Consider the following 23,224-nt stretch of genomic DNA (forward strand, 5'->3'; position numbering starts at 1 on the left):
GCACGATGACTGACGACGTCGAGGAACACACGCAGGCCCAGGCCGTCTCCTTCGACGACGACGAGGAGCCCGAGCAGGGCACCGTCGGCGCGCCGATGGTGGACCTGTTCGACGACACCGAGCCGCCGCCCGTCGGCACCCAGGTGACGACGGTGCCGCCGCCCGCCCCCGCCGTGGCGACCGAGGCCACGCCGCGGTTCGGCAACGGTCCCGTGCGGACCGCGAGCACCACCCGTGTCGCGGCGCGGCGGCGCGTGGGCGGCGGCCTCGTCGAGATCCCCCGGATCACCGAGGTCGACCCATCGGAGGCGATCCGCACCAACCCGATCATCGCGGAGGGCAAGCGGTACTGCTGGAACTGCCGCAAGCCCGTCGGCCGCGCGCACGACGGCGAGCCCGGCCAGCTGATCGGGACGTGCCCGCACTGCGGTGCGCGGTTCTCCTTCGAGCCGGCGCTGAAGCCCGGCGACATCGTCGCCGACCAGTACGAGATCAAGGGCGCGATCGCGCACGGCGGCATGGGCTGGATCTACCTGGCCACCGACCTCAACGTGGTGGACCGGCCGGTCGTGCTCAAGGGCCTGCTCAACTCGGGCGACGCCCAGGCGCAGGCCGTCGCGGTCTCGGAGCGACGGTTCCTCGCCGAGATGACGCACCCGTCGATCGTCAAGATCTACAACTTCGTCGAGCACCCCGATCCGGACGGCACCCAGATCGGGTACATCGTCATGGAGTACGTCCCGGGGAAGACGGTCAAGGACATCCTCGCCGAGGCCGCGGACGACGCCGACGCGGGCGCCAAGGTGGAGGTCGAGCAGGCGATCGCCTACATCCTCGAGGTGCTGCCCGCCCTCGGCTACCTGCACAGCTTGGGGCTGGCCTACAACGACCTCAAGCCCGACAACATCATGATCAGCGAGGAGGACGTCAAGCTCATCGACCTGGGCGCCGTCGCCCCACTCGGCGGCTACGGATACATCTACGGCACACCGGGTTTCCAGGCGCCGGAGATCGCGAAGACGGGGCCGTCGGTGGCCTCGGACGTCTACACGGTGGGCCGTACTCTCGCGGTCCTGGTCGCCAAGGTGCCGATGGAGGGGGGCCGGTACGTCGACGGTCTGCCCTCTCCCACCGAGGACGACACGCTCGCGAAGTACAACTCGCTGTACCGCCTGCTCGTGAAGGCCACGGCGGAGGACCCGGGCGAGCGCTTCTCCTCGGCGGCGGAGCTCACCGATCAGTTGCTCGGCGTGCTCCGGGAGTGCCTGTCCACCAAGTCCGGTGAGCCGCGTCCCGGCCTCTCGGTGGTCTTCACGCCGCAGCGCTCCACCTTCGGCGTCGAGCTGATGCTGCGGGCGGTCGATCCCGACCCGGAGGTCCACGACGACCGACTGCGGGCGCCGGAAGTCCTGGCGGCGCTGCCGATCCCGATCGCGAACCCGGCCGATCCGGCGGCCGGCGTACTTGCACTCACCATGCGCAGCGACCCCACACAGATCCTCGACTCGCTCGCGGAGCTGCGGGAGGCGATGGCGGGCACCGTCGAGATCGATCTCGCGGAGGCCCGCGCGCACCTCGAGCTGGGCGAGGTGGACGCGGCGACGACGCTGCTCGACTCACTCGCCTCGCGCGAGCCGCACCGCTGGCAGGTCACCTGGTACCGCGCCGAGACGGCCCTCATGCAGGGCGACTACGCGGCCGCCTACGACTACTTCGAGACGGTGACCGACCAGGCGCCCGGCGAGGCGGCCCCCAAGCTGGCCGCCGCCGTGGCTGCCGAATTCTGCTACGTCTCCGGCGAATCCGACCCCGAAGGCTGGCTGGACCGGGCGCGATGCCGGTACGAGAACGTGTGGCGCACCGACCGCGGCATCATCTCGGCGGCGTTCGGCGCCGCCCGGATGCGCCGCGCGGCGGGCGACATCGTGGGCACCGTCGAGATCCTCGACCAGGTGCCGTCGACCAGCCGGCACTATCACAACGCGCTGTGCTCGTCTGTGGTCGCGCTGGTGCACGGCCGCGACCTGGCCGACGTCACGGAGGCGCAGCTGCACGAGGCGGCGCGGCGCGTGCGCACCCTGCCCAAGTCCGAGTTCCGACGGTTGCAGCTGCGCGCCCTGGTCCTCGGCGTGGCCCTCGGCTGGGTGCAACACCGCAACCAGCACGGCCGGCTCGACGGCACCCGCACCCTGCTCGACCACGCGCTCACGGAGCGCGGCCTGCGCAAGGCGACGGAGAAGTCGCTGCGCGACATCGCGGCGCTCGCCGAACGCAAGCGGCAGCGGCACGCCCTCGTCGACCTGGCGAACGCGATCCGCCCGCGCACCTTGTTCTGAGGCGCGCCCGCTCGCTGCGCTCGCGCGCTCCCTAGCGGGGCGGCCACCTCCCTATGTCCATGGACGTGGGGAATGCACGGCGCGCGAGGGCGATTCACGTCCCGCTAGGGAACGCGCCCCGACGGTGCCGGGCGCCCCGCTACGCCTCGCCGGTGCGGCGGGTGCCGATCGGCACGATGCAGGGCCGGCCGGGAGCGACGGGATCGTCGATCACCTTGGAGTGGAGCCCGAAGGTCTCGCGCAGCATCTCCTCGCTGATGACGTCCGCGGGCGCGCCCTGGGCGACCACGGCACCGTCCTTCATGGCGATGATGTTGTCGCTGTACCGGATGGCGAGGTTCAGGTCGTGCAGCACCATGACGACGGTCCGCCCCTGGCTGCTGAGCTCGTCGACGAGGTCCAGCACGTCGAGGGCGTGCGAGAGGTCGAGGTAGGTGGTGGGCTCGTCGAGGAGCAGCAGGTCGGTGCCCTGCGCGAGGGTCATGGAGATCCACACCCGCTGCCGCTGGCCGCCGGAGAGGGAGTCGACGGCGCGATCCGCGAGGTCGCGGACGCCGGTCTGCTCGAGCGCGGCGTCGACCACCTCGGCGTCGTCGGAGCTCCATTGCCGCAGCCAGGTCTGGTGCGGGTGCCGGCCGCGGGCGACGAGGTCGCCGACGGTGAGCCCTTCGGGCGCGAGGGGGCTCTGCGGCAGCAGACCCATGGTTGTGGCGATCTGCTTCGACTTGAGCTTGGCGATGTCGTTCCCGTCGAGCACCACGTGCCCGGACGAGGGCTTGATCAGCCGGGCGAGGGTGCGCAGCAGCGTCGACTTGCCGCAGCCGTTGGGGCCGATGATCGTGGTGACCACGCCGGACGGGATGTCGAGGTCGAGGTCGTCGAGGACCGTCACCTGCCCGTAGCCGGAGGTGACCTTGCGGGCGCCGAGGCGCGACGGTGCCGTCGTCGCGGTTTCTGTGGTGGTCACTTGGCCCCCTTGAGGTTCTGGCGGACGAGGAGATAGACGAGGAACGGGCCGCCCACGGCGGCGGTGATGATGCCCACGGGCAGCGCGACGGAGAACATCGTGCGGGCGGCGAGGTCGGCGCAGGACAGCAGCGCCGCGCCCATGAGCGCCGACGGGATGAGCGGCGGCGTGGGCAGTCGGGTGAGGCGCATCGCGAGCTGCGGCGAGACGAAGGCGATGAAGCCGATCGGGCCGGCTGCGGCGACGCCCGCGGAGGCGAGCAGCACGGACGCGATGAGCAGCACCGCGCGGTTGCGGCCCAGGCGGACGCCGAGGCCGAGCGCCACGTCGTCGCCGAGCTGGACGGCGCGCAGCGGGAAGGCTGCGGCGAGCGCCAGCAGAGCGGCGGGCAGGCCGAGGCCGAGCGCGGTCCACACGTCCGACCAGTCGCGGCTCTCGAGCGAGCCGACGAGCCAGGTCTGCGCGCGCGCCACGTCGCGGATGTCGGCGCGCACCAGCATCCAGTCGACGAGCGCGCGCATGAGGAAGGTGATCGCGATGCCGACGAGGATGAGCCGCATACCGTCGACCCCGCCGCGGACGGCGAGGAGGTAGACGAGCCCGCCGGTCAGCAGGCCGCCGGTGACCGCGACGACGGGGAGCCCGAAGTCGGTGTTGAGGGTGGCGGCGAGGGTGCCGGTCGAGGTGACCAGGAAGACCGCGGCCACGCCGGCGCCGGCGGTCACGCCGAGGATGTCGGGGCTGGCCAGCGGGTTCCGCGCGATCGACTGGACGATGGCGCCGGACATGCCGAGGGCCGCGCCGACGAGGAGCCCGACGAGCGCCCGCGGCATGCGCAGCTCCATGACGATGAAGTGCGTCGTCGAATCGCCGGTGCCGGTCAGCGCCTGCAGGACCTCGCCGAAGGTCATCGGAAAGGCACCGAGGCGGATACTCGCGCAGAAGGCGACGAACGCCACCAGGGCGAGGGCCAGAGTGACGGCGACGGGCCAGGGCCGCCACACGAAGGAGACGACGTTCCCGAACCGCAGGCCGGGCCGGATCGGCGGCTTCTTCTGCTCGTCGACCGTGTCGAGGGTGGTGCTCATACCTTGACCGCCTTCCGCCACCAGACGAGAGCCACGAAGAAGGGCGCGCCGAAGAGCGCCACGACGATGCCGACCTCGAGCTCGCCCGGCCGGGCGACCACGCGGCCCACGATGTCGGCCGCCAGCAGCAGCCAGGCGCCCATCAGCGCCGAGTAGGGCAGCAGCCAGCGGTAGTCGGGGCCGGTGAAGTAGCGCACGATGTGCGGCACCATCAGCCCGAGGAAGGAGATGCTGCCGCAGGCGGCGGTCGCGCCGCCGACGAGCAGGGTCACGGCGCCGATGCCGACGGTGCGCGCCAGGCCGATGTTCAGGCCCAGGCCCTTCGCGACGTCGTCGCCCATGTTGAGCAGGTTGACCGCAGGGCCGTTGGCCAGGGCGAGGAGCAGCCCGACGGCGATGAACGGCACGACCACGAGGATGACGTCGTAGCCGCGGCCGACGACGGCGCCGGCGTTCCAGAACCGGAGGGTGTCGAGCGAGGCGTTGTCGCTGAGCGCGATCGCCGAGGTCATCGAGCTGAGGAACATCGCGACGCCCATGCCGGCCAGCACCAGGGTCAGCGGCGAGCCGACGCCGCGCCCCAGGCTGGAGAGCCCGAAGACGAGGATCGCGGTGAGCGCGGTGCCGAGGAAGGCGAACCACACGTACTGGATCGGCTGGGTGAGGCCGCCGATGAACGTCGCGCAGACGACGGCGAAGGCGGCGCCCTGCGTGAGACCGAGGAAGCCGGGATCGGCGACGGGGTTGCGGGTGTGCCCCTGGATCAACGCGCCCGCGAGCGCCAGCGCCGCGCCGGCGATGAGCGCCAGCAGGGTGCGGGGCACGCGCAGCGTCTGGATGATGATCGCCGCCTGGTTCAGCTCGGGGTCCGCGGGGTTCGGCCCCGTGGTGTAGCGGTGCCACAGGCCGTCCCACACGAGCGACGGCGCGAGGCTCCGGGAACCGATCGCCAGCGAGGCGATCACCGTCACCACCAGCAGCACGAGCAGCAGGATCAGCCCGAACAGACGGCGCTTGCGCCGGGCGGCGCCGGAGGTCGCCTCCGGCCGCGCGGGCGTGCCCCCGGCGGGGGCCTCCTCAGTCGCAGATAGGGTCACAACCGTAATGATAGGCTGCCCTTCATTCCAAGGAAGGGGCGGTATGCGTCTGGTCTCGGCAATGCTCGCGGTCCTGCTCTCGCTCGCCCTCGCGGCGTGCGGGTCGGGGGTCGACCCGAGCTCGACGAGCGAGGCGCCGGCCGCGCCCCAGCGGGTCGCCTCGCTGGGCCTGGGCGACGTGGACACGCTCCTCGCGCTCGGCGTGGTGCCCGTGATCGTCGCGCCGTGGGCGCAGGACGCCAAGGAACCGGTCGGTGAGTGGGCGAAGCCGCTGCTGCAGGGCAAGAACCCGCAGATGCTGCTGGGCACCGGCACGCAGATGGACACCAAGGCCATCGAGACGCTCGCCGCATCGAAGCCCGACGTGATCGTCGCCGTGAACTCCGGCTTCGACGACGCCACCTTCTCGCGCCTCGAGGCGATCGCGCCCGTGGTCCGGCGGCCCGCGCAGTTCGCCGCGTGGGGCGTGCCCTGGGAGGACCAGGTCCGCGCCATCGCCGGCGGCGTCAGCCGCGCCTCGCAGGGCGATGCGCTGATCACCAAGACGCAGGACACGATCCGCCGCACCCAGGAGGAGCACCCGCAGTACCGGGGAAAGACGGCGGCCACCGTCCTGCCCAAGTCCGACGGGGGCTTCTACGCCTACGCCACCACCGACGGCCGCGGGCAGGTGCTCACCATGCTCGGCTTCGCGCTGCCCGAGACCGTCTCCTCACTGATCCCCACCGGCAAGTTCTTCGCCGAGATCTCCGCGGAGCGGGTGAGCGTCCTCGACCTCGACGCGCTCGTCTACCTGGACTACGGCACCAAGGTCGAGGAGGACACCGCCTTCCGCGCCCTCGCCGTCAGCCGCGAGAACCGGGTCACCACCATCGACCGCACCATCGGGAACGCCATGTCGATGCCCAACCCGGTGACCATCGAGTGGGTGCTGCAGCAGCTGCCGCCGCGGCTTCCCGCCTTCGCCTGACCGCCACCGTCGGGCGGGTCAGCGACCCGACGAGCCGCGTCAGCGCTTCGCGACGTACATCCGGGTCTCCTGGGTACGCCCCCGCAGCACGTCGATGGGCCCGGGCCGCCACCGCGCGCACTCCCCCGGGTCGGCGGTCTCGACCGCCGGGGCCGAGGCCCACGGCACCGTCGGGTCCGCCTTGGCGTAGGTCGACAGCCGGGCGGCCTCGTTGACCGGGTCGCCGATCACGGTGTACTCGAACCGATCCGCCGCGCCGACGTAGCCGGCGACGACGACGCCGAAGGTCACGCCGCAGCCGGCGCGGACCTCCGGCACCTCCAGGGCGAGGCGCCGCATCATCGCCCGCGACGCCGAGAGCGCGGCGCCGGCGGGGTCGGTCAGCGGGGCGGGCGCGCCGAAGATCGCGAGCACCGCGTCGCCCTCGAACTTGTTGACCAGCCCGCCGCGGCTGTTCACCTCCGCGACGACGACGCCGCAGAACCGGTTGAGGATCTGGACGACCTGGGCCGCGGGGCGCTCGGCGGCCAGCGCCGTGGAGCCGACGAGGTCGATGAAGATCACCGCGACGGTCTGCTCGACGCCGCCCAGCTCGGGTTCGCTCTCGATGGTGGCGCGGGCGACCTGCTCGCCGACCTGCCGGGCGTAGAGGTCGCGCACCCGCTCCCGCTCGCGGAGCCCCGCGGCCATGGCGTTGAAGCCCGATTGCAGATCGCCCAGCGAGGTGCCGTCGTAGACCACGACCTCGGTGTCGTACCGGCCCTCGGACACCCGGCGCATGCCGGTGGTCACGCTCCTCACGGGCGCGGATGTGCGCGACGACGAGAGCAGGTTGAAGGTCATGCCGGAGAAGAAGCCGCCGGCGGCGAGGGCGCACATGCTCACCGCGATGCCGCGTACGGTGGCGGCCGGCTCGAAGAGCGCGAACAGCGCCACGGTGATGACGCCGAGGAAGGGCAGCCCGGAACCCAGCAGCCACAGCCGCAGCGACCGGCCCTGCAGGCTCTGGTGCCGCGGCTCGGGCCGGGTGACCTGGAGCGCGATCGCCGTTACCGGACGCATGCTGAACTCCGTCAGGACCCGCACCACGCCCGAGGTCATCAGACCGGCGCCGAGCACCACCAGGGAGACCTTCGGCACCAGGTCCGGGTCGACGCGGCCGTAAAGCCAGCCGAACAGGATCGCGGCGCACAGCCACGCCACCATCTCGAACCAGTAGAGCCGGCGCGGTAGGGCCAGGGCGTCGGCGGCCTCCTGCTTCGTCGGCGGGTCGTCGCCGCCGGTCCATCGCAGCGAGCGGTAGACCAGCCAGAAGGTGTACAGGTGGCCCACGACGAGGCCCGCCGCGATGTACGACGGCACCGCCACGGTGTTGACGGTGTGCAGCTCGGGCCGCTGCACGGAGGGCTCGGGGATGCCCACCACGATCAGCATGGCCGCGAACCCGCCGCCGAGGAGCGTCGCGACGGAGGTACTGGCGGCGATCAGCGCGACGGTGCGGGTCCTGCGCTGTCGGGCGCCGTCGGTGCGGGTGCCGAGGAGCGGCGAGCCGTAGTCGGCCCCGTCGCCCTCGATCCCCACCGCGCGCCCGAGGGGCATCAGAGTGCCGCTGCTTCGCGGGCGATCGCGAGTTCCTCGTTGGTCGGGATCACGAGCACGGCCACGGGTGCCTCGTCCGGCGAGATCCGGGTGGGCTCGGTGATGCGGCCGGCGTTGCGCGCGGGATCGACGACGATGCCGAACCGCTCCAGCCCCGCGAGGGCGTCGGCGCGGACCTGCGCGGCGTTCTCGCCGACCCCGGCGGTGAAGGTGATGGCGTCGGCCCCGCCGAGGTCGACGAGGTAGGCGCCGATGTACCGGCGGAGGCGGTGGATGTACACGTCGTAGGCGAGTTTCGCGTGCTCGTCGCCCTGCTCGATGAGGGTGCCCAGCGCGCGGAAGTCGTTCTCCCCGGAGAGGCCCTTGAGCCCCGAGCGGCGGTTGAGCAGGTCGTCGATCTCGTCGATGCTCATGCCGATGTTGCGCCCGAGGTGCAGCACCAGGCCCGGGTCGACGTCGCCGCTGCGGGTGCCCATGACGAGGCCCTCGAGCGGGGTCAGGCCCATCGACGTGTCGACGGCGCGGCCGCCGCGGACGGCCGAGGCGGAGGCGCCGTTGCCCAGGTGCAGCACGATCTGGTCCACCTCGGCGTTCGGGCGGCCCAGGAACGCCGCGGCCTGCTGCGAGACGTACTCGTGCGAGGTGCCGTGGAATCCGTAGCGGCGCAACGCGTGCTCGGCCGCGAGCTCGCGGTCGATCGCGTAGGTGGCCGCCGCGGGCGGGAGGTCGTAGAAGAAGGCGGTGTCGAAGACCGCCACCTGCTTCACGCCGGGCAGCAACTCGCGCGCCACCTCGATCCCCTGCGCGTTCGCCGGGTTGTGCAGGGGCGCCAGCGAACTGAGCCTGCGGATCTCGGCGAGCACGTGGTCGTCGATGAGCGTGGGCGAGTGGAAGGACCGGCCGCCGTGCACCACCCGGTGGCCGACGGCGGCGATGCCCGCCGGGGTACCGGCACCGTCGGCGAGGTCGAGGCCGCGCGCGGTGAACTCCTCGAAGACCCGGCGCAGCGCGGCCTTGTGGTCGGGCACCTCGCTCTCGCCGATCCGCTCGACGATGCCGCCGTGCACCACCTCGCCCGTGTCCGGGTGCAGCAGTTGGTACTTCAGCGACGACGAGCCGGAGTTGAGGACCAGGACCGTCCCCGCGACGGCGCTCATCGGGCGCTCCGGTCCGCGGCGAAGGCCTGGGCCTGGATCGCGGTGATGGCGACGGTGTTGACGATGTCCTCGACCAGCGCGCCGCGCGAGAGGTCGTTGATCGGGGCGTTGAGGCCCTGCAGCACGGGGCCGATCGCGATGGCGCCGGCGGAACGCTGCACGGCCTTGTAGGTGTTGTTGCCCGTGTTGAGGTCGGGGAAGACGAGCACCGTCGCCCTGCCCGCGACGGCGGAGTCGGGCATCTTCGACGCCGCGACGCCGGGGTCGACGGCCGCGTCGTACTGGATCGGGCCCTCCACCAACAGTTCCGGGGCGCGCTCGCGGACGAAGGCGGTGGCGGCGCGCACCTTGTCGACGTCGGCGCCGGTGCCGGACTCGCCCGTCGAGTAGGACAGCATCGCGATCCGCGGGTCGATCCCGAACTGGGCGGCGGTCTGTGCCGACGAGATCGCGATGTCGGCCAGCTGCGTCTCCGTCGGATCGGGCACCACGGCGCAGTCGCCGTAGGCGAGAACCTTGTCCGCCAGGCACATCAGGAAGATCGACGACACCGTCGAGACGCCCGGCTTGGTCTTGATGATCTCGAAGGACGGCCGGATGGTGTGCGCTGTCGTGTGCGCGGCGCCGGAGACCATGCCGTCGGCCATGCCGAGGTGCACCATCATCGTGCCGAAGTAGCTGACGTCCACCACCGTCTCGGCGGCGCGCTCGAGCGTCATGCCCTTGTGCTTGCGCAGCTCGTAGTAGGCCTGCGCGAACTTGTCGACGAGGTCGGTCGCGCGCTTGGGGTCGATCACGTCGGTGTTCCCGAGATCGACGCCCAGCTCGGCGGCGCGGGCCCGCACGCGGGACTCCTGGCCGAGGATGGTCAGGTCGGCCACCTCGCGCTGCAACAGCCGGCCGGCGGCGCGCAGGATGCGGTCGTCGCCGCCCTCGGGCAGCACGATGCGCTTGCGGTCGGCGCGGGCCCGGGCGATGAGGCTGTACTCGAACATCTGCGGGGTCACGACGCCCGGGTTGGAGACCTGCAGCGCCTCCAACAGCGCGTCCGAGACCACGTACTTCTCGGTGAGCGCGATCGCGAGGTCCACCTTGCGCTCGGAGCCGGGGCCGACGCGGCCGCGGGTCGTCGCCGCGAGCCGGGCGGTCTCGTACGTGCCGTGCTCGACGGAGATGATCGGCACGTTGGGCTTGAGGCCGTCGACCAGAGCCGCGGTCATCGGGTGCGGCATGTACCCGCCGTTGAGGATGATCCCGGCCAGCGACGGGAAGCCGTTGGCCCGGTGCGCGGTCACCATGGCGAGCAGCACCTCCGACCGGTCGCCCGCGGCGACCACGGCGACGCCCTCGGTGATCCGCTCCAGGCTGTGCTCGGCGGTCATGCCCGCGACCAGCACGGACATCGCCTCGCGGGAGAGCAGCTCGGGGTCACCCCAGAGCAGCCGGCCGCCCATGGCCTCCATCAGCTCGCCCATGGTGGGCGCGGTGAGCACGGGCTCCTCGGGCAGCACCCAGACGGGCAGGCCGGTGTCGGCCTTGAGCGCCTCGCACACCGCCTCGAGCTGCTCCGGCGCGCACCGGTTCGCGATGATCGACGCGGTGTGCGCGTGATTGGCCTTGATCTCGGCCATCGACTGCTCGGCGACGGCGACCACCTGCTCCGGCGTGCGGTCGAGCGCCTTGACCGCGAGCAGGATCGACGAGCCCAGGTTGGCGGCGATCCGCGCGTTGAAGGAGAGCTCCGTCGGCGTGGTCACGTCCGTGTAGTCGGAGCCGAGGACCAGCACGAAGTCGCACTTGTCGGCGACGGCGTGGAACCGGCTCACGATCTCGGCGATCGCGGCGTCCGGGTCCTCGTGCACCTGCTCGTAGCTGACGCCGACGCACTCCTCGTAGTCCAGCTCGGCGGTGGCCTGCTCGATGAGCAGCTCCAGGATGTAGTCGCGCTGCTCGCCCGTCGAGCGGGGGATCGGCCGGAACACGCCGATCGTCCACCCGGTGGACGTGAGGAGGTTCATCGCTCCCAGCGCGATGGTGGACTTGCCGGTGTCCCCCTCGGGGGAGGCGATGTAGATGCTGGTCGTCTTCGGTGCTCGATCCGCGGCCATGGGATTTACTATCGCAGCCGCGGCTCAGCCGAGCGAACGCAGGCGGGGCTCGAGATCGCGCTGGAAGTTGTCCAGGAACCGGCGCTGGTCGTGGCCGGGCGCGTGAAAGACGAGGTGGTTGAGCCCCGCGTCGACGTACTGCTTCACGGCCGCGACGGCCTCGTCGGGGTCGGAGGCGACGATCCACCGCTTGGCGACCTGCTCGATGGGCAGCTCGTCGGCGAGGCGCTCCATCTCGGCGCTCGAGTTCACCGAGTGCTTCTGCTCGGCGGTGAGCGAGAGCGGCGCCCAGAAGCGCGTGTTCTCCAGCGCCAGTTCGGGATCCGGGTCGTAGCTGATCTTGATCTCGATCATCTTGTCCAGCGCGTCGAAGTCGCGGCCGGCGAGGTCCGAGCCCTCCTTGGCGGCGGGGATGAGCTTGTCGGTGTAGAGCTCCATACCCTTGCCGGAGGTGCAGATCATCCCGTCGCCCACGCGGCCCGCGTACTTGGCCACGACGGGGCCGCCGGCGGCGATATAGACCGGCACGGGCTTGTCCGGAATGTCGAAGAGGACGGCGTCCTTGGTGTGGTAGTAGTCGCCCTCGAAGTTCGTGATCTCGCCGGACCACAGCTCGCGCATGAGCCGCACGGACTCCCGCAGCCGCGCGAAGCGCTCCTTGAACTCGGGCCACTCGCCCTGGAAGCCGGTGGCGTACTCGTTGAGCGCCTCACCCGTACCGGCGCCGAGGAAGATGCGGTCGGGGTACATGCACGCCATGCTCGCGAAAGCCTGCGCGATGACCGCGGGGTTGTAGCGGAAGGTGGGCGTCATGACCGACGTGCCGATCTTCACGCGCTCGGTGCGCTCGCCGACGGCGGCCATCCAGGCGAGGGAGAACGGGGCGTGGCCGCCGTTCACGCGCCAGGGCTGGAAGTGATCGCTCACTGCGACCGAGTCCATGCCCGCGGCCTCCGCCGCGACCGCGATCTCCACCAATTCGCGGGGCCCGAACTGCTCCGCCGATGCCTTGTACCCCAGCTGCAACTTCGCCATGCGACTCACACTACTGCGTCCGATCGGACACCGTCACTGTGCGCGGCGACCTGGGACTTCGCCGACGGCAGCGACGTTCGTCCGGCTACCGGGAGGCGGGGTCGTCGGCGCGGGAGGCGCCGTACTCGGTCTCGAAGACGCGGCCGTCCTTGGCCATGACGAGGCCGTACGTGCTGACGATGACGGCGTCGGTGCGCGGGTCCTCCTTGTCGACGCCGCCGTACACCTGGGAGGCCTGGGTGTCGTCGAAGGTCTCGCCGCGCTCCGCGCCGCGGACCAGGACGTAGGAGCGCGCCGCGATGGCCTGCGCCTGCAGCGCGGCGACGCCGCCCTGATCGGCCCAGCCGGGCGAGTTCTCGACGGGGACCACGCTGCGCACGTAATCCTCGATGCCGACCACGTTGAGCACGGCGCCGTCGCGAGCGACGAGCCGCCCGCGGTACCGGGCGTTGTCGCCGCAGAAGCGCAGCACCTGGTCGGGGGCGATGCCCTGGTCGGCGGTCAGCGGGCTGATGGTGCGGTCCGCGGCCTCGACGGTGCCGAGCACCTGCCCGCCGCAGCCCTGCCGGATCGTGGCCGTGGTCCCGTCGATGCTGACCGCCTGGCCCGGCGCGACCTGCTTACCCCCGACGAGGGCGCCCGCCGGCGCCAGCACGTCGACGCGATTCCGCTCGCTGAGCCGGACGGTGACCGGGAGCCCCGTGTGAACGGTGCCGAGCGTGGTGCCCGGGTAGTAGTAGGCCAGGATCCGCTGCGCGTCCCATCCCTGTTTGGCGTAGGTGAGCGCGCCGAGCTGGCTCATGCCGCGGCCGTGCCCGCCGGAGGCACCCGGCGCGACGTCGCCCGGGGCGTCGACGAGCGCCGTCTCGGGCAGCGCGCCCGTCCCCGCCAGAACCCCGCCGATGGCCAGGACCGGCACCGCCGCGCGGAGCGCGGCTCGGGCGACACGGCTGCGCCGCGATCGCCGGGGGCCGCCGTCGATCCACACGGGCATCCTCGGGTCTCCTTCAGTCGTCGGCCACGAGCCCGTGGGGCTGACGTGACTGTTGTGACTACTGAGACTCAAGTAAAGATCGAGGGTTGTCAAGCGCTGGGCGTCATCGGCGCGCCCAGACCCGCTCCGCGACGCGCAGGAAATTGCCGCCCGTCACCGCCGCGATGTCCGACGGTGACCAGCCCCGGCCCGCGAGGAAGTCCTCGAGCCGCACGAAGTCCTCCGGCGGCATCCACTGGATCGGCCCCCAGCGCGTGTACGACTCGTCGAAGACCCCGGGATTGGCCGCGATCTCCGCGAGGAAGTCGTCGGCGTCGAAGGAGTGGTCCGTGCTGACCCCGACGTGCTCGATCCCCACGAGCTCGACCGCGTACTCCAGGTGGCGGGCCATCGCCTCGAGGGTCGGCGTGTTCGGCCCCAGGAAGATCCCCACGCCGGTGACGCCGACGACGCCGCCCGTCTCGGCGCACGCCCTTGCCTGATCGTCGGTGATGTTGCGCGGGTGCTCCCACACGGCCGCCATGCAGGAGTGGCTGTAGACGACGGGGCCCGACGATGCGGCCGCGATGTCGAGGCCGGTCCGGCGGCCGCAGTGCGAGCCGTCGGGGACGACGCCCACCTCGTTCATGCGGGCGACCAGGTCCCGGCCCCAGCGGGTGAGCCCCGCGTCGGTCGCGTCGAGGCAGCCCGAGCCGGCCCGGTTCGCGTGGTTGTAGGTCGGGGCGACGGTGCGCACGCCCAGCTCGGCGAGCCGGGCGAGGTTGTCGAGGTCGCCGTCGAGCGGATTGGCGTCCTCGAGGTCGAAGGCGACTGCCACCTGCCCCGACGCGGTCGCGGCCCGCAGCTCATCGACGGTGCCGACCGTGCGCAGACCGGGATGCGCCGCGATCGAGGCGCGGAAGGAGGTGAGCAGCGCCGTCGAATCGGCGAACGACTGCGGCCGGTACCCCGCGTTGACGGAGACGAACGTCGGGGCGGGCGACGCGAGCCGGGTGAGCGGTTCGACCCCGGTGCCCACAACGAGCGGCAGGCAGGCGTGCTGATCCCAGACGAGGCTCCCCATGGGCCCAGTCTCCACCGTCCGGCGACCTTCGACGAGGGCCTGCTCTTCGCCCAGGGCGAACGGACTGGACATCAACGTAACTTGAGGTCCTAGGCTTCAATGCATGAGCATGGAATCCGTCGCGTGGAGCACGCTGTATCAAGGGAATCGGTCGCTGGACGCCCCCACGCGCCGCCCCATCGAGACGATGCGCCGCATGGGCCCGTTCGCCCGCCCGCACCGCTGGCGGCTCGCCGCGTTCCTCGCCCTGTCGGTCTTCTCCGCGCTGCTCGCGGTCGCGACTCCCCTCCTCGCCGGCAGGGTGGTCGACCGGATCGTCGGCGGCGGGCCGACCAGCACCGTCGTCCGGATCGCGCTCCTCATCGCCGCCATCGCGATCGTGGGAGCCGGGGTGGACCTGCTCTCCCGCTGGTTCTCCTCCCGCATCGGCGAGGGCCTGATCTACCAGCTGCGCACCGCGGTCTTCGACCACGTCCAGACGATGCCGGTGGCCTTCTTCACCCGCACCCGCACGGGCGCGCTGGTCAGCCGCCTCAACAACGACGTGCTCGGCGCGCAGCGCGCGTTCTCCGACACCCTCGCCGGGGTCGTGACCAACGTCGTGACGCTGGCGCTCACGCTGGGTGTCATGCTCAGCATCTCGTGGCAGATCACCCTGCTCGCGCTGGTGCTGCTGCCGGTCTTCATCATCCCGTCGCGCAGCATGGGCCGCAGGATCGCCGGCATGTCGCGCCGCGCGGCCCGGCACAACGCGTCCATGAGCGATCAGATGACGGAGCGCTTCTCCGCGCCCGGCGCCACCCTGGTGAAGCTGTACGGACGCCCCGCGATCGAATCGCACGCCTTCGCGACCCGCGCCGCGGCGGTCCGCGACATCGGCGTGAGCACGGCGATGTGGCGCATGACCTTCGTGACGATCCTGACGCTGGTCAGCTCGCTGGCCCTGGCGCTCGTCTACGGCCTCGGCGGCTTCTACGCGATCCGCGGCGACCTGCAGGCGGGAGCGGTGGTGTCCCTCGCGCTGCTGCTCACCCGCCTCTACGTGCCGCTCACCGCGCTCGCGAACGCCCGGGTCGAGGTGATGACCGCCCTGGTCTCGTTCGAGCGGGTCTTCGAGGTGCTGGACCTGGAGCCGATGGTGCGCGATGCGCCGGACGCGCGCGACATCGCCAAGGGCCCCACCGAGCTCCGGTTCGACGGCGTCGACTTCGCCTACCCCTCGGCGGAGAAGGTCTCGCTGGCGTCGCTGGAGGAGGTCGCGCAGCTCGACACCCGCGGCGGCGAGACGGTGCTGCACGGGATCGAGTTCACCGCGGCGCCGGGCTCGATGGTCGCGCTGGTCGGCAGCTCCGGCGCCGGCAAGTCGACGATCGCGCAGCTCGCCACCCGTCTCTACGATCCGGACGCGGGCGCGATCAGCCTGAACGGCGTGGACCTGCGCGAGATCACGGCCCGGAGCCTGCACTCCGCCGTCGGCCTGGTGACGCAGGACGGCCATCTCTTCCACGACACCATCCGCGCGAACCTGCTGCTCGCGAACCCGGACGCGACCGAGGCCGACGTCCGGGACGCGCTACGCCGCGCCCGCCTCGAGGAGTTGGTCGAGCACCTGCCCGACGGCCTGGACACCGTCGTCGGCGAGCGCGGCTACCGCCTCTCCGGCGGCGAGCGCCAGCGCCTCACCATCGCGCGGCTGCTGCTCGCGCAGCCCTCGGTCGTCATCCTCGACGAGGCCACGGCGCACCTGGATTCGACGTCCGAGGCCGCCGTGCAGGCCGCGCTGGCGGAGGCTCTGGCCGACCGCACCTCGCTCGTGATCGCGCACCGTCTCTCCACGATCCGCGCGGCCGACCAGATCCTGGTGCTGGAGGCCGGACGCATCGTCGAGCGCGGGACACACGACTCGCTGCTCGCGCGCGGCGGGCGCTACGCGGAGCTCTACCGCACCCAGTTCGCCGACCAGGCGGCCTGAGACGGGGCCTCCGCGGGGCTCAGTGCCCGCCGGCGTAGGCGATGCAGAACTCGTTGCCCTCGGGGTCCTGCAGCACCGTCCACTGGATGCCCCACTCGTCGTGCTCGCGCACCGTCGTCGCGCCGAGCGCCTCGACGCGGGCGACCTCCGCCGCGCGGTCGTCCGCCACGAGGTCCAGGTGCAGGCGGTTCTTCGCGGTCTTGCCCTCGGGCACCGCGAGGAACATCATCCGCGGCAGAGCGGGATTCGCGTAGCCGATGGTGCGCATGAAGGCGTTGCCGTCGTTCTCGTCGACGGGCACGCCGAGCACCTGCGACCAGAAGCTCGCTTGTCCGGCGACGTCGGCGCAGTCGACGTTGATCATCTGCAGTGTGAGGGCCATGTCAGTTCTCCTTCGTCGCGGTGGCCTCGACGGGCCACCAGATCTCGGTGCGCAGGTCCGCGGGGGTCGCGGCCGCGCAGGGGTCCACGAGGTAGCGCTCGATGACGGCGCCGCCCGCGTCGGTGGCGTTGCGGGCCACCCACGCGCCGAGCTGGCCGTAGGTCTCGTCGAACGTCGAGTACGAGCCGTGGTGCACGGCGACGGCGCAGAGCGCGCGGCCGAGCCGGCGGTTGCGCACCCGCCCGGTCACGGCGCCGGGGCCGGAGACGGGTATCAGCGCCGCCACCTGCTCCACCTCGGCGACCTGCGACGGGTACTCGGCGAGCGAGGGCCCGGTCACCGTCAGGCCCGACGCCGCCGCGCATGCCTCGAGCTCGGAGTAGGCGGCGTCGAGGAACTCGGGGAGGCGCGCGTGCTCGACGGTGCCCGCGATCTCCAGCACGTCGATCGCCTCGAACTCGCGCAGGTGGGTCGGCGTGTGCGCGACCGGGGCCGTCGCATCCTGCAGCGCGACGATGGCCCGTTCCAGATCGGCGCGACGCTCGCGCAGCGTCGCCTCGTGCTCGGCGAGGATCTCGCGGGTCACGTCGGGGTCGCGCGCCTCCAGCACCCGCGCGACGGCCGCGAGCGGCACGTCGAGGTCGCGGAGCCGGGTGAGCACCGCGGCATCGTGCACCTGCGCCGCGTCGTAGTGCCGGTAGCCCGTCGTGGGGTCGATCGCGGCGGGCACCAGCACGCCCTGCTCGTGATAGCGCCGCAGCTGCTTGACGGAGAGCAGGGTTGCGCGCGAGAACATCCCGATCGACATGAGGCCCGGTGTGGTCACGGGTCGAGTATGGGGTCTCCCCCCGAGGGGAGGGTCAAGTCCGGCGCTGCGGGCTACGGTCGAGCGATGACCGTCACAGCGCCCAGCGCCGCCGATCTGCCGTACCTGCGCCGCTGCGTCGACCTCGCCCGCACCGCCCTCGACGACGCCGACGAGCCCTTCGGCTCGCTCCTCGTCCACGAGGGCGCGATCGTCTTCGAGGACCGCAACCGGGTCTCGGGCGGCGACGCGACGCGGCACCCCGAGTTCGAGATCGCCCGCTGGGCGGCCGAACACCTCACCCCGGCGGAGCGCGCCGCGGCGGTGACCTACACGTCGGGCGAGCACTGCGCGATGTGCAGCGCCGCGCACGCCTGGGTCGGCCTGGGCCGGATCGTCTACGCCGGGAGCACGGAGCAGCTGGTCGCCTGGCACGCGGAATGGGGCGTCGCCCCGTCCCCCGTCGCGCCGCTGCCGATCCACGCCGTCGCGCCGACGGTGCCCGTCTCCGGCCCGGAGCCCTCCCTCGCCGACGAGCTGCGCACCCTGCACGCCCGGGCGGCCGGGATCGCGTCGTGAGGCGCCTCGCCGCGGTCGGCGCCGCGGTGCTGCTCGCCGGTTGCTCGGTCGAACAGCTCCCGCCGGCTCCCTCGAGCACGTCGGCGGCCCCGTCGGGCTCGGCCGCCGCCCCGTCGTCGACGGTGCGCCCCGCCCCGACCCCGGAGGCGACCCGGGCGCTGGTCCGTGCCGTCACCGACGGGGACCTCGCGGCGACCCGCGCCGCCATCGCCGACGGCGCCGACCTCGAGGTGCGCATCACCCGCGCCCGCACGGCGGTGGTGGCGGCGACGAAGGCCGGGCACACGCAGATCGCGCTGGCCCTGCTCGACGCGGGCGCGGACCCGAACGTCAAGGACGACATCCAGGACTCCGCGTACCTCTACGCCGGAGCGGAGGGGATGACCGAGATCCTCGCGTCGACGCTGCGGCACGGCGCGGACGTGCGCAGCCTCAACCGCTACCGCGGGACGGCGCTGATCCCGGCGTGCGAGCACGGGCACGTCGAGAACGTGAAGCTGCTCATCGCCGCCGGGGTCGACGTGGACCACGTCAACAACTCGGGCTGGACCTGCCTGCTGGAGGCGGTGATCCTGGGCAACGGCGACGCGAACCACGTCGAGACTGTCCGCCTCGTCCTCGACGCCGGGGCCCGCCCGGACCTCGCGGACCGGCAGGGCGTCACCGCGCGCCAGCACGCCGTCGCGCGCGGACAGACCGCCGTCGTCGCGGAGATTGACCGGCGCCGCTGAGACAGTATTGGCAAGGCTCGCCTATTTAGTGCAATACTCTCCGGTAAATACCGAGAGAGGCGGAGCGCGATGCCCGAACCCACCAACGAACTCCCGCTGCACGCCCGCAGGACCGAGGACCTGCCCGGCCACTGGCTGCTCGCGCGCCTCGGCAAACGGGTGCTCCGGCCCGGCGGGCGGAGGATGACCGAGGACCTGCTCACCGACGCGGGCCTGCGGGGCGCCGACGTGGTCGAGCTGGCCCCGGGCCTGGGCAAGACCGCCGCCGAGATCGTGGGCCGCTCCCCCGCGTCGTACGTCGGTGTCGAATCCGACCCGGCCGCCGCGGCCTGGACCGGCGCTGCGGTGGGCGCCGAAGGGCGCGTCGTCGTCGCGGAGGCCCAGGCCACCGGCCTGGATGCGGGCAGCGCCGACGTCGTGATCGGCGAAGCGATGCTGACGATGCAGACCGAGCGCGGGAAGAAGGAGATCGCCGACGAGGCGCACCGCGTACTCCGCCCCGGCGGCCGCTACGCGATCCACGAGCTCGCGCTGCACCCCGACACGTTGCCGGACGAGACCAAGACGGAGATCCGCAAGGCCCTCGCGCGTTCGATCAAGGTGAACGCGCGGCCGCTCACCGAGGACGAGTGGCGGGCGACGCTCGACCGCTCCGGATTCGATGTCGAGGTCGTCCGGTTCGCGCCGATGGCACTCCTCGAGCCCCGGCGCGTGATCGCCGACGAGGGCGTCGTACGGACCCTGCGGTTCGTGGGCAACGTCCTGCGCGACGGTGCGGCACGCAAGCGCATTCTCGCGATGCGCACGGTGTTCACCCGGCACAAGGCCAACCTGGCCGCGATCGAGATCGTCGCCGTGAAGCGGGCGGAGGCGTGAGCGCGGGCTGGGCCGAGGTCGACGGGCTGGCGACGGGAACCCCGAAGGCCGGCGACGCCCCCGACGTGAGGCTGCGGCAGCGCACCGACGCCGCACGCATCATCCAGATCACCTTCTCCGCAGGCCAGAGCATGCCCGGGCACAGTGCGCCCCGGCCGATCGTGCTCCTCGGGCAACGCGGCACCGTCACCGTCGAGATCGACGGCGACATGGTCGCTCTCGAGTCCGGGCGGGCGGTCCAGATCGCCGAGCGCGTCCCGCACTCCCTCACCGCCGTCACCGACGCCGACGTCACCCTCATACTGGTGGGGTGAGCGCCCGGGCCCCGGGCGAGACGGTCCGGGAGGTCATGCGCATGGAGTCGGCGGGACGCGACGGGGTGTTGGCGCTCGTGCGCACACGGGGTCCGCTGACCGCCCCGGAGGTCGCGGAGGCACTGGACGTCCACGTGAGCACGGCCCGGTTCCACCTGACCAACCTGGTGGAGTCCGGCCTGGTCGATACCGCGCCGGACAAGCGGCGCACCGTCGGCCGGCCGCGGGTGACCTACACCGCGCGCCCGCAGGCACCCACGGGCGAGCTGCTCGGACTGCTCCTCGCGCAACTCGGGCCCACGCCCGAGCTGCGCGAGCGGGCGGCGGCCGATGCCGGCCGGCTGTGGGCCTCGTCGCGCGCCGTGGCCGCGCCGTCCGACGGCCTGCCGGACCCCGCGGCCGTCGCGGGTGCGATCCTGCGCGCCCTCGGCTTCGAGATCGAGTCCACGACCAGCGCGTTCGGCACGCACACACTGCGGATCTGCGCATGCCCGCTGCAGAGCCTGGCGAGCGGCTCACCCGAGGTCGCGCGCGGCGTGGTCCGCGGCGCCGTCGAGCAGGCCCTGGCGATCGCCTCGCCCTCGCTGGGCTCGCAGTACGCGGTGCGTGTGCAGCCGGATCCCCACGGCGACTGCGCGATCGGCGTCCGCCTGGCCCCGATGGCGGCTCGCACCGTGTGATCGACATCTCCACAAGGCGAGCCTTGCCTAAATTATTTGAATGAGTCAGACTCCTTTTTATCCGGGCGACCGTCGCCCGGTGAGAGAGGAACCGATGCCGACCATCCGCCCGCGCACCGTCGCCACCGCCACGCTCGTGGCCCTCAGCGCGCTCGCGCCCGCCGCGCCCGCCCTCGCCGCTCCCGGCGCCGGATTCCGCGTCACCTCGGAGAGCCCCACCGCGGCCGAGCTGAACGACCTGGTGCAATTCATCGTGACCACGCCCGCCAGCGACGCCGACAAGGCCGCCAACGTCGAGGGCGGCATGTCCTCGGTCGTCGTGCCCCGCACCGTCTACACCCTGGGCCTGTTCCGCGCGCCGCGCGGCTCCAGCGAGGTGACGGGCCCGCTGGCCCGCAACGGCAACCGGGTCACCGGCAACCTGACGGCGAGCTCGGTCGGCATCCCCACCGTCCGGATGAAGGTCGACTTCGTCCGCGAGGGCGGCAACTGGAAGCTCGCCTCGAGCTCGATGTGCGAGGGCGTCAAGGCCGTCGGCCTGCCCATCTTCTGCAACGCCTGATGATCTCGGTCCAGGACCTGCGGGTGCACCGCTCCCGACGCCCGGTCCTGCGGGGCGTCACGCTCACCATCCCCGACGGTGCCGTGACCTACCTGCTGGGACGCAACGGCGCAGGCAAGTCGACGCTGCTCCGCGCCGTCGCCGGGCTGGTCCGGCCCAGTGCCGGCACCGTCGACCCGGGCGGTGACATCGGCCTGCACCTGGGCCCGGACACGGCCGACCCCGGGCACACCGTGCGCCGCCACCTGCGCTGGGTCGCCGCGGGCTCGGGCTGCCCGCGGTCGCGCGTGGACGCCGTGATCGGCGACGCCGGCCTCGACGGGGTGGCCGGGACCCGGATCGGCACCCTCTCCCTCGGGTGGCGGCAACGCGTCGCGGTCGCCGCGGCCCTGCTCCCCGACGCGGGCACCGTCATCTTCGACGAGCCGCTCAACGGCCTCGACATCGACGCGGCGCTGTGGTTCCGCGGCGTGCTCGCCGACCTCGCCGCCCGCGGCGCGAGCGTCCTCGTCGCGACGCATCACCTCGACGAGGCACTGCGCACCGGCGACCGGCTCGCGGTGCTCGCGGGCGGGCGGATCGTCCGCGAACACGTCCCGTCGGACTTCGCCGACGGCGCCTCCCTCGAGGCCGAATACCTGCGCGCGATCGGCGCGGCGGCGTGACGGCCCTCGCCCGGGCCGTCCGCGCGGAGGCGGTGCGCGCCGGCGGACTGCGCGGAGCGGGCGCAGTGCTCCTGGCCCTCGCGATCGCGGCGCCGGCCGCGGTGACGCTCGCGGTGGCGGCGCTGTCCGAGCACGTCGCCCGGCTCGCGTCGTCCGTCCAGGTGACGGCGGTGGCGACGACGAACGCCGCCTACTGGGTGCTGTCGCTGACGCCGGTGGCGTGCTGCGCGGTGACGGCGTACGCGGCGGCGGGCTCGGCGCGCCGGGAATGGGACCGCTTCCTGGTCCCGAACCCGGCAGTGGGCGCCGCGGCCCGGTGGCTGGTCTTCGGCGGCTTCGCCGCGGCCGCGACCTCGGGCCTCACCGCGATCGCGCTCGCCGCACTGCCCCTCGTCTTCCCCCGCGTCTACGGCGACGTGCGGCTGGTGAGCGGCGCGGGCGCGCGGATGGTCGTGGTCGGCGGAGTCACGGCGTTCCTGTTGTGCGGCGCGGCGATCGGCGTCGCGCTCCTGCTCCGGCACCCGGTCGCGGCCCTGGTCGCCGTTGTCGGGTGGGCGGAGATCATCGAGCCCGGTATCGCGCTGGTCCCCGGCGCGGCAAACGCCCAGCGGTACATGCCCTTCCTCAACGCCGTGTACGCGAGCGGGCAGGAGCTGATCTTCGCGCCGCCCTGGTCGCCCGACGGTGCCATCGCCTACCTCGCCGCGCTGTGCACCGCGGCGTTCGCCCTCGGACTGCTCGCCTCCGCCGCCGAGGGGCCGAGGCGGCGCGCATCACGCCGGCACGGCGACGGGCAACCGGGCCACGTCGACCTTGGAGACGGCGAGGTTCGTGCAGAGGTCGGTCGACCACGACGCGGCGCCGGTGCGGCTCTTGGTGACCAGTAGCCGGACCTTCGCTCCGTCGCGGTAGTTCAGGCCGCAGGACGCGCCGAGCCGTGCGGGGACCCCGACGGTGACGGTGCGTGGGGCCGGCGCCCCGGTGTTCCCGAGGATCCGGGTCACCGCGACAGTGTAGACGAGGCCGTCGGCCCACTGTTCCCTATCACGCAGGACCTCGCGGCCGGACCGGACGACGCCCTCGATCACGACGGGATTCGGCATCACCCGCGGCGGCGCACAACTGCACGCGCAGGCGGTTCCCGCGGTGCCGAGCGCCGTGACCGTGCTCGCGCAGGCGACCGCGGCCGTCGTAGCAGCGAGCGCCCGGACCGTCCATCGCATCCCCATGCGGCGAGTTTACGA

The 23,224-nt window shown here is 72.5% G+C and carries 22 protein-coding genes and 1 pseudogene; 11 read left to right on the forward strand and 12 right to left on the reverse strand.

Features of this window, described 5'->3' with window-relative positions; translation table 11 throughout:
* Nucleotides 1-5: 5 nt before the first annotated feature.
* Complete coding sequence (locus LB823_RS02995; RefSeq protein ID WP_224645286.1) at nt 6-2,336, forward strand: serine/threonine-protein kinase; 2,331 nt, start codon at nt 6-8, stop codon at nt 2,334-2,336.
* 104 nt (nt 2,337-2,440) lie between these two features.
* Here the strand turns inward: LB823_RS02995 and LB823_RS03000 are convergent.
* The 3 genes and pseudogenes from LB823_RS03000 to LB823_RS03010 form a co-directional block, all read right to left on the reverse strand.
* Nucleotides 2,441-3,303 (reverse strand): annotated as a pseudogene (locus tag LB823_RS03000) (ABC transporter ATP-binding protein).
* Nucleotides 3,300-4,391, reverse strand: a complete 1,092-nt coding sequence (locus LB823_RS03005; protein ID WP_224645288.1) for an iron chelate uptake ABC transporter family permease subunit — start codon at nt 4,389-4,391, stop codon at nt 3,300-3,302. Before LB823_RS03005 ends, LB823_RS03000 begins: the two are co-directional and overlap by 4 nt.
* On the reverse strand, nt 4,388-5,488 hold the full coding sequence (locus LB823_RS03010; protein WP_224645289.1) for an iron ABC transporter permease: 1,101 nt from the start codon (nt 5,486-5,488) through the stop codon (nt 4,388-4,390). The genes LB823_RS03005 and LB823_RS03010 overlap by 4 nt, the downstream gene beginning before the upstream one ends.
* A 43-nt stretch (nt 5,489-5,531) precedes the next feature.
* On the opposite strand from LB823_RS03010, the gene LB823_RS03015 reads away from it, so the two are divergent.
* A complete protein-coding gene (locus tag LB823_RS03015; RefSeq protein ID WP_224645290.1) occupies nt 5,532-6,458 on the forward strand; it encodes an ABC transporter substrate-binding protein in 927 nt (308 codons plus the stop codon).
* 39 nt (nt 6,459-6,497) lie between these two features.
* Here LB823_RS03015 and LB823_RS03020 read toward each other — a convergent pair whose 3' ends face one another.
* The 6 genes from LB823_RS03020 to LB823_RS03045 all read right to left on the reverse strand — a co-directional run bounded on the left by LB823_RS03020 (nt 6,498) and on the right by LB823_RS03045 (nt 14,414).
* Nucleotides 6,498-8,057, reverse strand: a complete 1,560-nt coding sequence (locus LB823_RS03020; RefSeq protein ID WP_224645291.1) for an adenylate/guanylate cyclase domain-containing protein — start codon at nt 8,055-8,057, stop codon at nt 6,498-6,500.
* Nucleotides 8,057-9,214 (reverse strand): acetate kinase, encoded by a 1,158-nt coding sequence (locus LB823_RS03025; protein ID WP_224645292.1) that lies wholly within the window; start codon nt 9,212-9,214, stop codon nt 8,057-8,059. Before LB823_RS03025 ends, LB823_RS03020 begins: the two co-directional genes overlap by 1 nt.
* Nucleotides 9,211-11,322 (reverse strand): phosphate acetyltransferase, encoded by a 2,112-nt coding sequence (gene pta / locus LB823_RS03030; RefSeq protein WP_224645293.1) that lies wholly within the window; start codon nt 11,320-11,322, stop codon nt 9,211-9,213. Before pta ends, LB823_RS03025 begins: the two co-directional genes overlap by 4 nt.
* A 24-nt stretch (nt 11,323-11,346) precedes the next feature.
* A complete protein-coding gene (gene fgd / locus LB823_RS03035) occupies nt 11,347-12,357 on the reverse strand; it encodes a glucose-6-phosphate dehydrogenase (coenzyme-F420) (RefSeq protein WP_224645294.1) in 1,011 nt (336 codons plus the stop codon).
* A gap of 85 nt (nt 12,358-12,442) precedes the next feature.
* Nucleotides 12,443-13,351 carry a SpoIID/LytB domain-containing protein gene (locus LB823_RS03040; RefSeq protein WP_224645295.1) on the reverse strand — a complete coding sequence of 303 codons (909 nt, stop codon included), beginning with the start codon at nt 13,349-13,351 and terminating at the stop codon, nt 12,443-12,445.
* A gap of 103 nt (nt 13,352-13,454) precedes the next feature.
* Nucleotides 13,455-14,414 carry a dipeptidase gene (locus tag LB823_RS03045; RefSeq protein WP_224645296.1) on the reverse strand — a complete coding sequence of 320 codons (960 nt, stop codon included), beginning with the start codon at nt 14,412-14,414 and terminating at the stop codon, nt 13,455-13,457.
* 103 nt (nt 14,415-14,517) lie between these two features.
* Between LB823_RS03045 and LB823_RS03050 the strand changes: the two genes are divergently transcribed.
* The gene (locus LB823_RS03050) at nt 14,518-16,386 is read left to right on the forward strand and encodes an ABC transporter ATP-binding protein (RefSeq protein ID WP_224645297.1); all 1,869 of its coding nucleotides are present in this window, start codon (nt 14,518-14,520) and stop codon (nt 16,384-16,386) included.
* Nucleotides 16,387-16,405: 19 nt separating this feature from the next.
* Here LB823_RS03050 and LB823_RS03055 read toward each other — a convergent pair whose 3' ends face one another.
* Entirely contained in the window at nt 16,406-16,768 is a 363-nt protein-coding gene (locus LB823_RS03055; protein ID WP_224645298.1) for a VOC family protein, read from the reverse strand.
* Between the two features lies 1 nt (nt 16,769).
* The gene (locus LB823_RS03060) at nt 16,770-17,594 is read right to left on the reverse strand and encodes a MerR family transcriptional regulator (protein WP_224645299.1); all 825 of its coding nucleotides are present in this window, start codon (nt 17,592-17,594) and stop codon (nt 16,770-16,772) included.
* A gap of 66 nt (nt 17,595-17,660) precedes the next feature.
* Between LB823_RS03060 and LB823_RS03065 the strand changes: the two genes are divergently transcribed.
* From LB823_RS03065 to LB823_RS03100, 8 genes are all read left to right on the forward strand, one after another.
* On the forward strand, nt 17,661-18,152 hold the full coding sequence (locus LB823_RS03065; RefSeq protein WP_224645300.1) for a nucleoside deaminase: 492 nt from the start codon (nt 17,661-17,663) through the stop codon (nt 18,150-18,152).
* Nucleotides 18,149-18,883, forward strand: coding sequence for an ankyrin repeat domain-containing protein (locus LB823_RS03070; RefSeq protein WP_224645301.1), 735 nt, complete (start codon nt 18,149-18,151; stop codon nt 18,881-18,883). The genes LB823_RS03065 and LB823_RS03070 overlap by 4 nt, the downstream gene beginning before the upstream one ends.
* A gap of 69 nt (nt 18,884-18,952) precedes the next feature.
* Nucleotides 18,953-19,759 (forward strand): class I SAM-dependent methyltransferase, encoded by an 807-nt coding sequence (locus tag LB823_RS03075; protein ID WP_224645302.1) that lies wholly within the window; start codon nt 18,953-18,955, stop codon nt 19,757-19,759.
* A complete protein-coding gene (locus tag LB823_RS03080) occupies nt 19,756-20,073 on the forward strand; it encodes a cupin domain-containing protein (protein ID WP_224645303.1) in 318 nt (105 codons plus the stop codon). The genes LB823_RS03075 and LB823_RS03080 overlap by 4 nt, the downstream gene beginning before the upstream one ends.
* The gene (locus tag LB823_RS03085) at nt 20,070-20,753 is read left to right on the forward strand and encodes a helix-turn-helix domain-containing protein (protein WP_308011415.1); all 684 of its coding nucleotides are present in this window, start codon (nt 20,070-20,072) and stop codon (nt 20,751-20,753) included. The genes LB823_RS03080 and LB823_RS03085 overlap by 4 nt, the downstream gene beginning before the upstream one ends.
* A 94-nt stretch (nt 20,754-20,847) precedes the next feature.
* Entirely contained in the window at nt 20,848-21,315 is a 468-nt protein-coding gene (locus LB823_RS03090) for a hypothetical protein (RefSeq protein ID WP_224645304.1), read from the forward strand.
* Nucleotides 21,315-21,980, forward strand: a complete 666-nt coding sequence (locus LB823_RS03095; protein WP_224645305.1) for an ABC transporter ATP-binding protein — start codon at nt 21,315-21,317, stop codon at nt 21,978-21,980. Before LB823_RS03090 ends, LB823_RS03095 begins: the two co-directional genes overlap by 1 nt.
* Nucleotides 21,977-22,867, forward strand: coding sequence for an ABC transporter permease (locus tag LB823_RS03100; RefSeq protein ID WP_224645306.1), 891 nt, complete (start codon nt 21,977-21,979; stop codon nt 22,865-22,867). The genes LB823_RS03095 and LB823_RS03100 overlap by 4 nt, the downstream gene beginning before the upstream one ends.
* Here the strand turns inward: LB823_RS03100 and LB823_RS03105 are convergent.
* Complete coding sequence (locus LB823_RS03105) at nt 22,754-23,209, reverse strand: hypothetical protein (RefSeq protein ID WP_224645307.1); 456 nt, start codon at nt 23,207-23,209, stop codon at nt 22,754-22,756. The two genes, LB823_RS03100 and LB823_RS03105, sit on opposite strands and share 114 nt — an antisense overlap.
* Nucleotides 23,210-23,224 lie beyond the last annotated feature (15 nt).

Origin of the sequence: Tsukamurella sp. M9C (genome assembly GCF_020169415.1) — a bacterium.
GTDB lineage: Bacteria > Actinomycetota > Actinomycetes > Mycobacteriales > Mycobacteriaceae > Tsukamurella.

Coding starts and splice junctions, on each gene's coding strand:
- LB823_RS02995 (WP_224645286.1), top strand. CDS start 6: ATGACTGACGACGTCGAGGAACACACGCAGGCCCAGGCCGTCTCCTTC.
- LB823_RS03005 (WP_224645288.1), bottom strand. CDS start 4,391: ATGAGCACCACCCTCGACACGGTCGACGAGCAGAAGAAGCCGCCGATC.
- LB823_RS03015 (WP_224645290.1), top strand. CDS start 5,532: ATGCGTCTGGTCTCGGCAATGCTCGCGGTCCTGCTCTCGCTCGCCCTC.
- LB823_RS03020 (WP_224645291.1), bottom strand. CDS start 8,057: ATGCCCCTCGGGCGCGCGGTGGGGATCGAGGGCGACGGGGCCGACTAC.
- LB823_RS03025 (WP_224645292.1), bottom strand. CDS start 9,214: ATGAGCGCCGTCGCGGGGACGGTCCTGGTCCTCAACTCCGGCTCGTCG.
- pta (WP_224645293.1), bottom strand. CDS start 11,322: ATGGCCGCGGATCGAGCACCGAAGACGACCAGCATCTACATCGCCTCC.
- fgd (WP_224645294.1), bottom strand. CDS start 12,357: ATGGCGAAGTTGCAGCTGGGGTACAAGGCATCGGCGGAGCAGTTCGGG.
- LB823_RS03040 (WP_224645295.1), bottom strand. CDS start 13,351: ATGCCCGTGTGGATCGACGGCGGCCCCCGGCGATCGCGGCGCAGCCGT.
- LB823_RS03045 (WP_224645296.1), bottom strand. CDS start 14,414: ATGGGGAGCCTCGTCTGGGATCAGCACGCCTGCCTGCCGCTCGTTGTG.
- LB823_RS03050 (WP_224645297.1), top strand. CDS start 14,518: ATGAGCATGGAATCCGTCGCGTGGAGCACGCTGTATCAAGGGAATCGG.
- LB823_RS03055 (WP_224645298.1), bottom strand. CDS start 16,768: ATGGCCCTCACACTGCAGATGATCAACGTCGACTGCGCCGACGTCGCC.
- LB823_RS03065 (WP_224645300.1), top strand. CDS start 17,661: ATGACCGTCACAGCGCCCAGCGCCGCCGATCTGCCGTACCTGCGCCGC.
- LB823_RS03075 (WP_224645302.1), top strand. CDS start 18,953: ATGCCCGAACCCACCAACGAACTCCCGCTGCACGCCCGCAGGACCGAG.
- LB823_RS03090 (WP_224645304.1), top strand. CDS start 20,848: ATGCCGACCATCCGCCCGCGCACCGTCGCCACCGCCACGCTCGTGGCC.
- LB823_RS03095 (WP_224645305.1), top strand. CDS start 21,315: ATGATCTCGGTCCAGGACCTGCGGGTGCACCGCTCCCGACGCCCGGTC.
- LB823_RS03105 (WP_224645307.1), bottom strand. CDS start 23,209: ATGGGGATGCGATGGACGGTCCGGGCGCTCGCTGCTACGACGGCCGCG.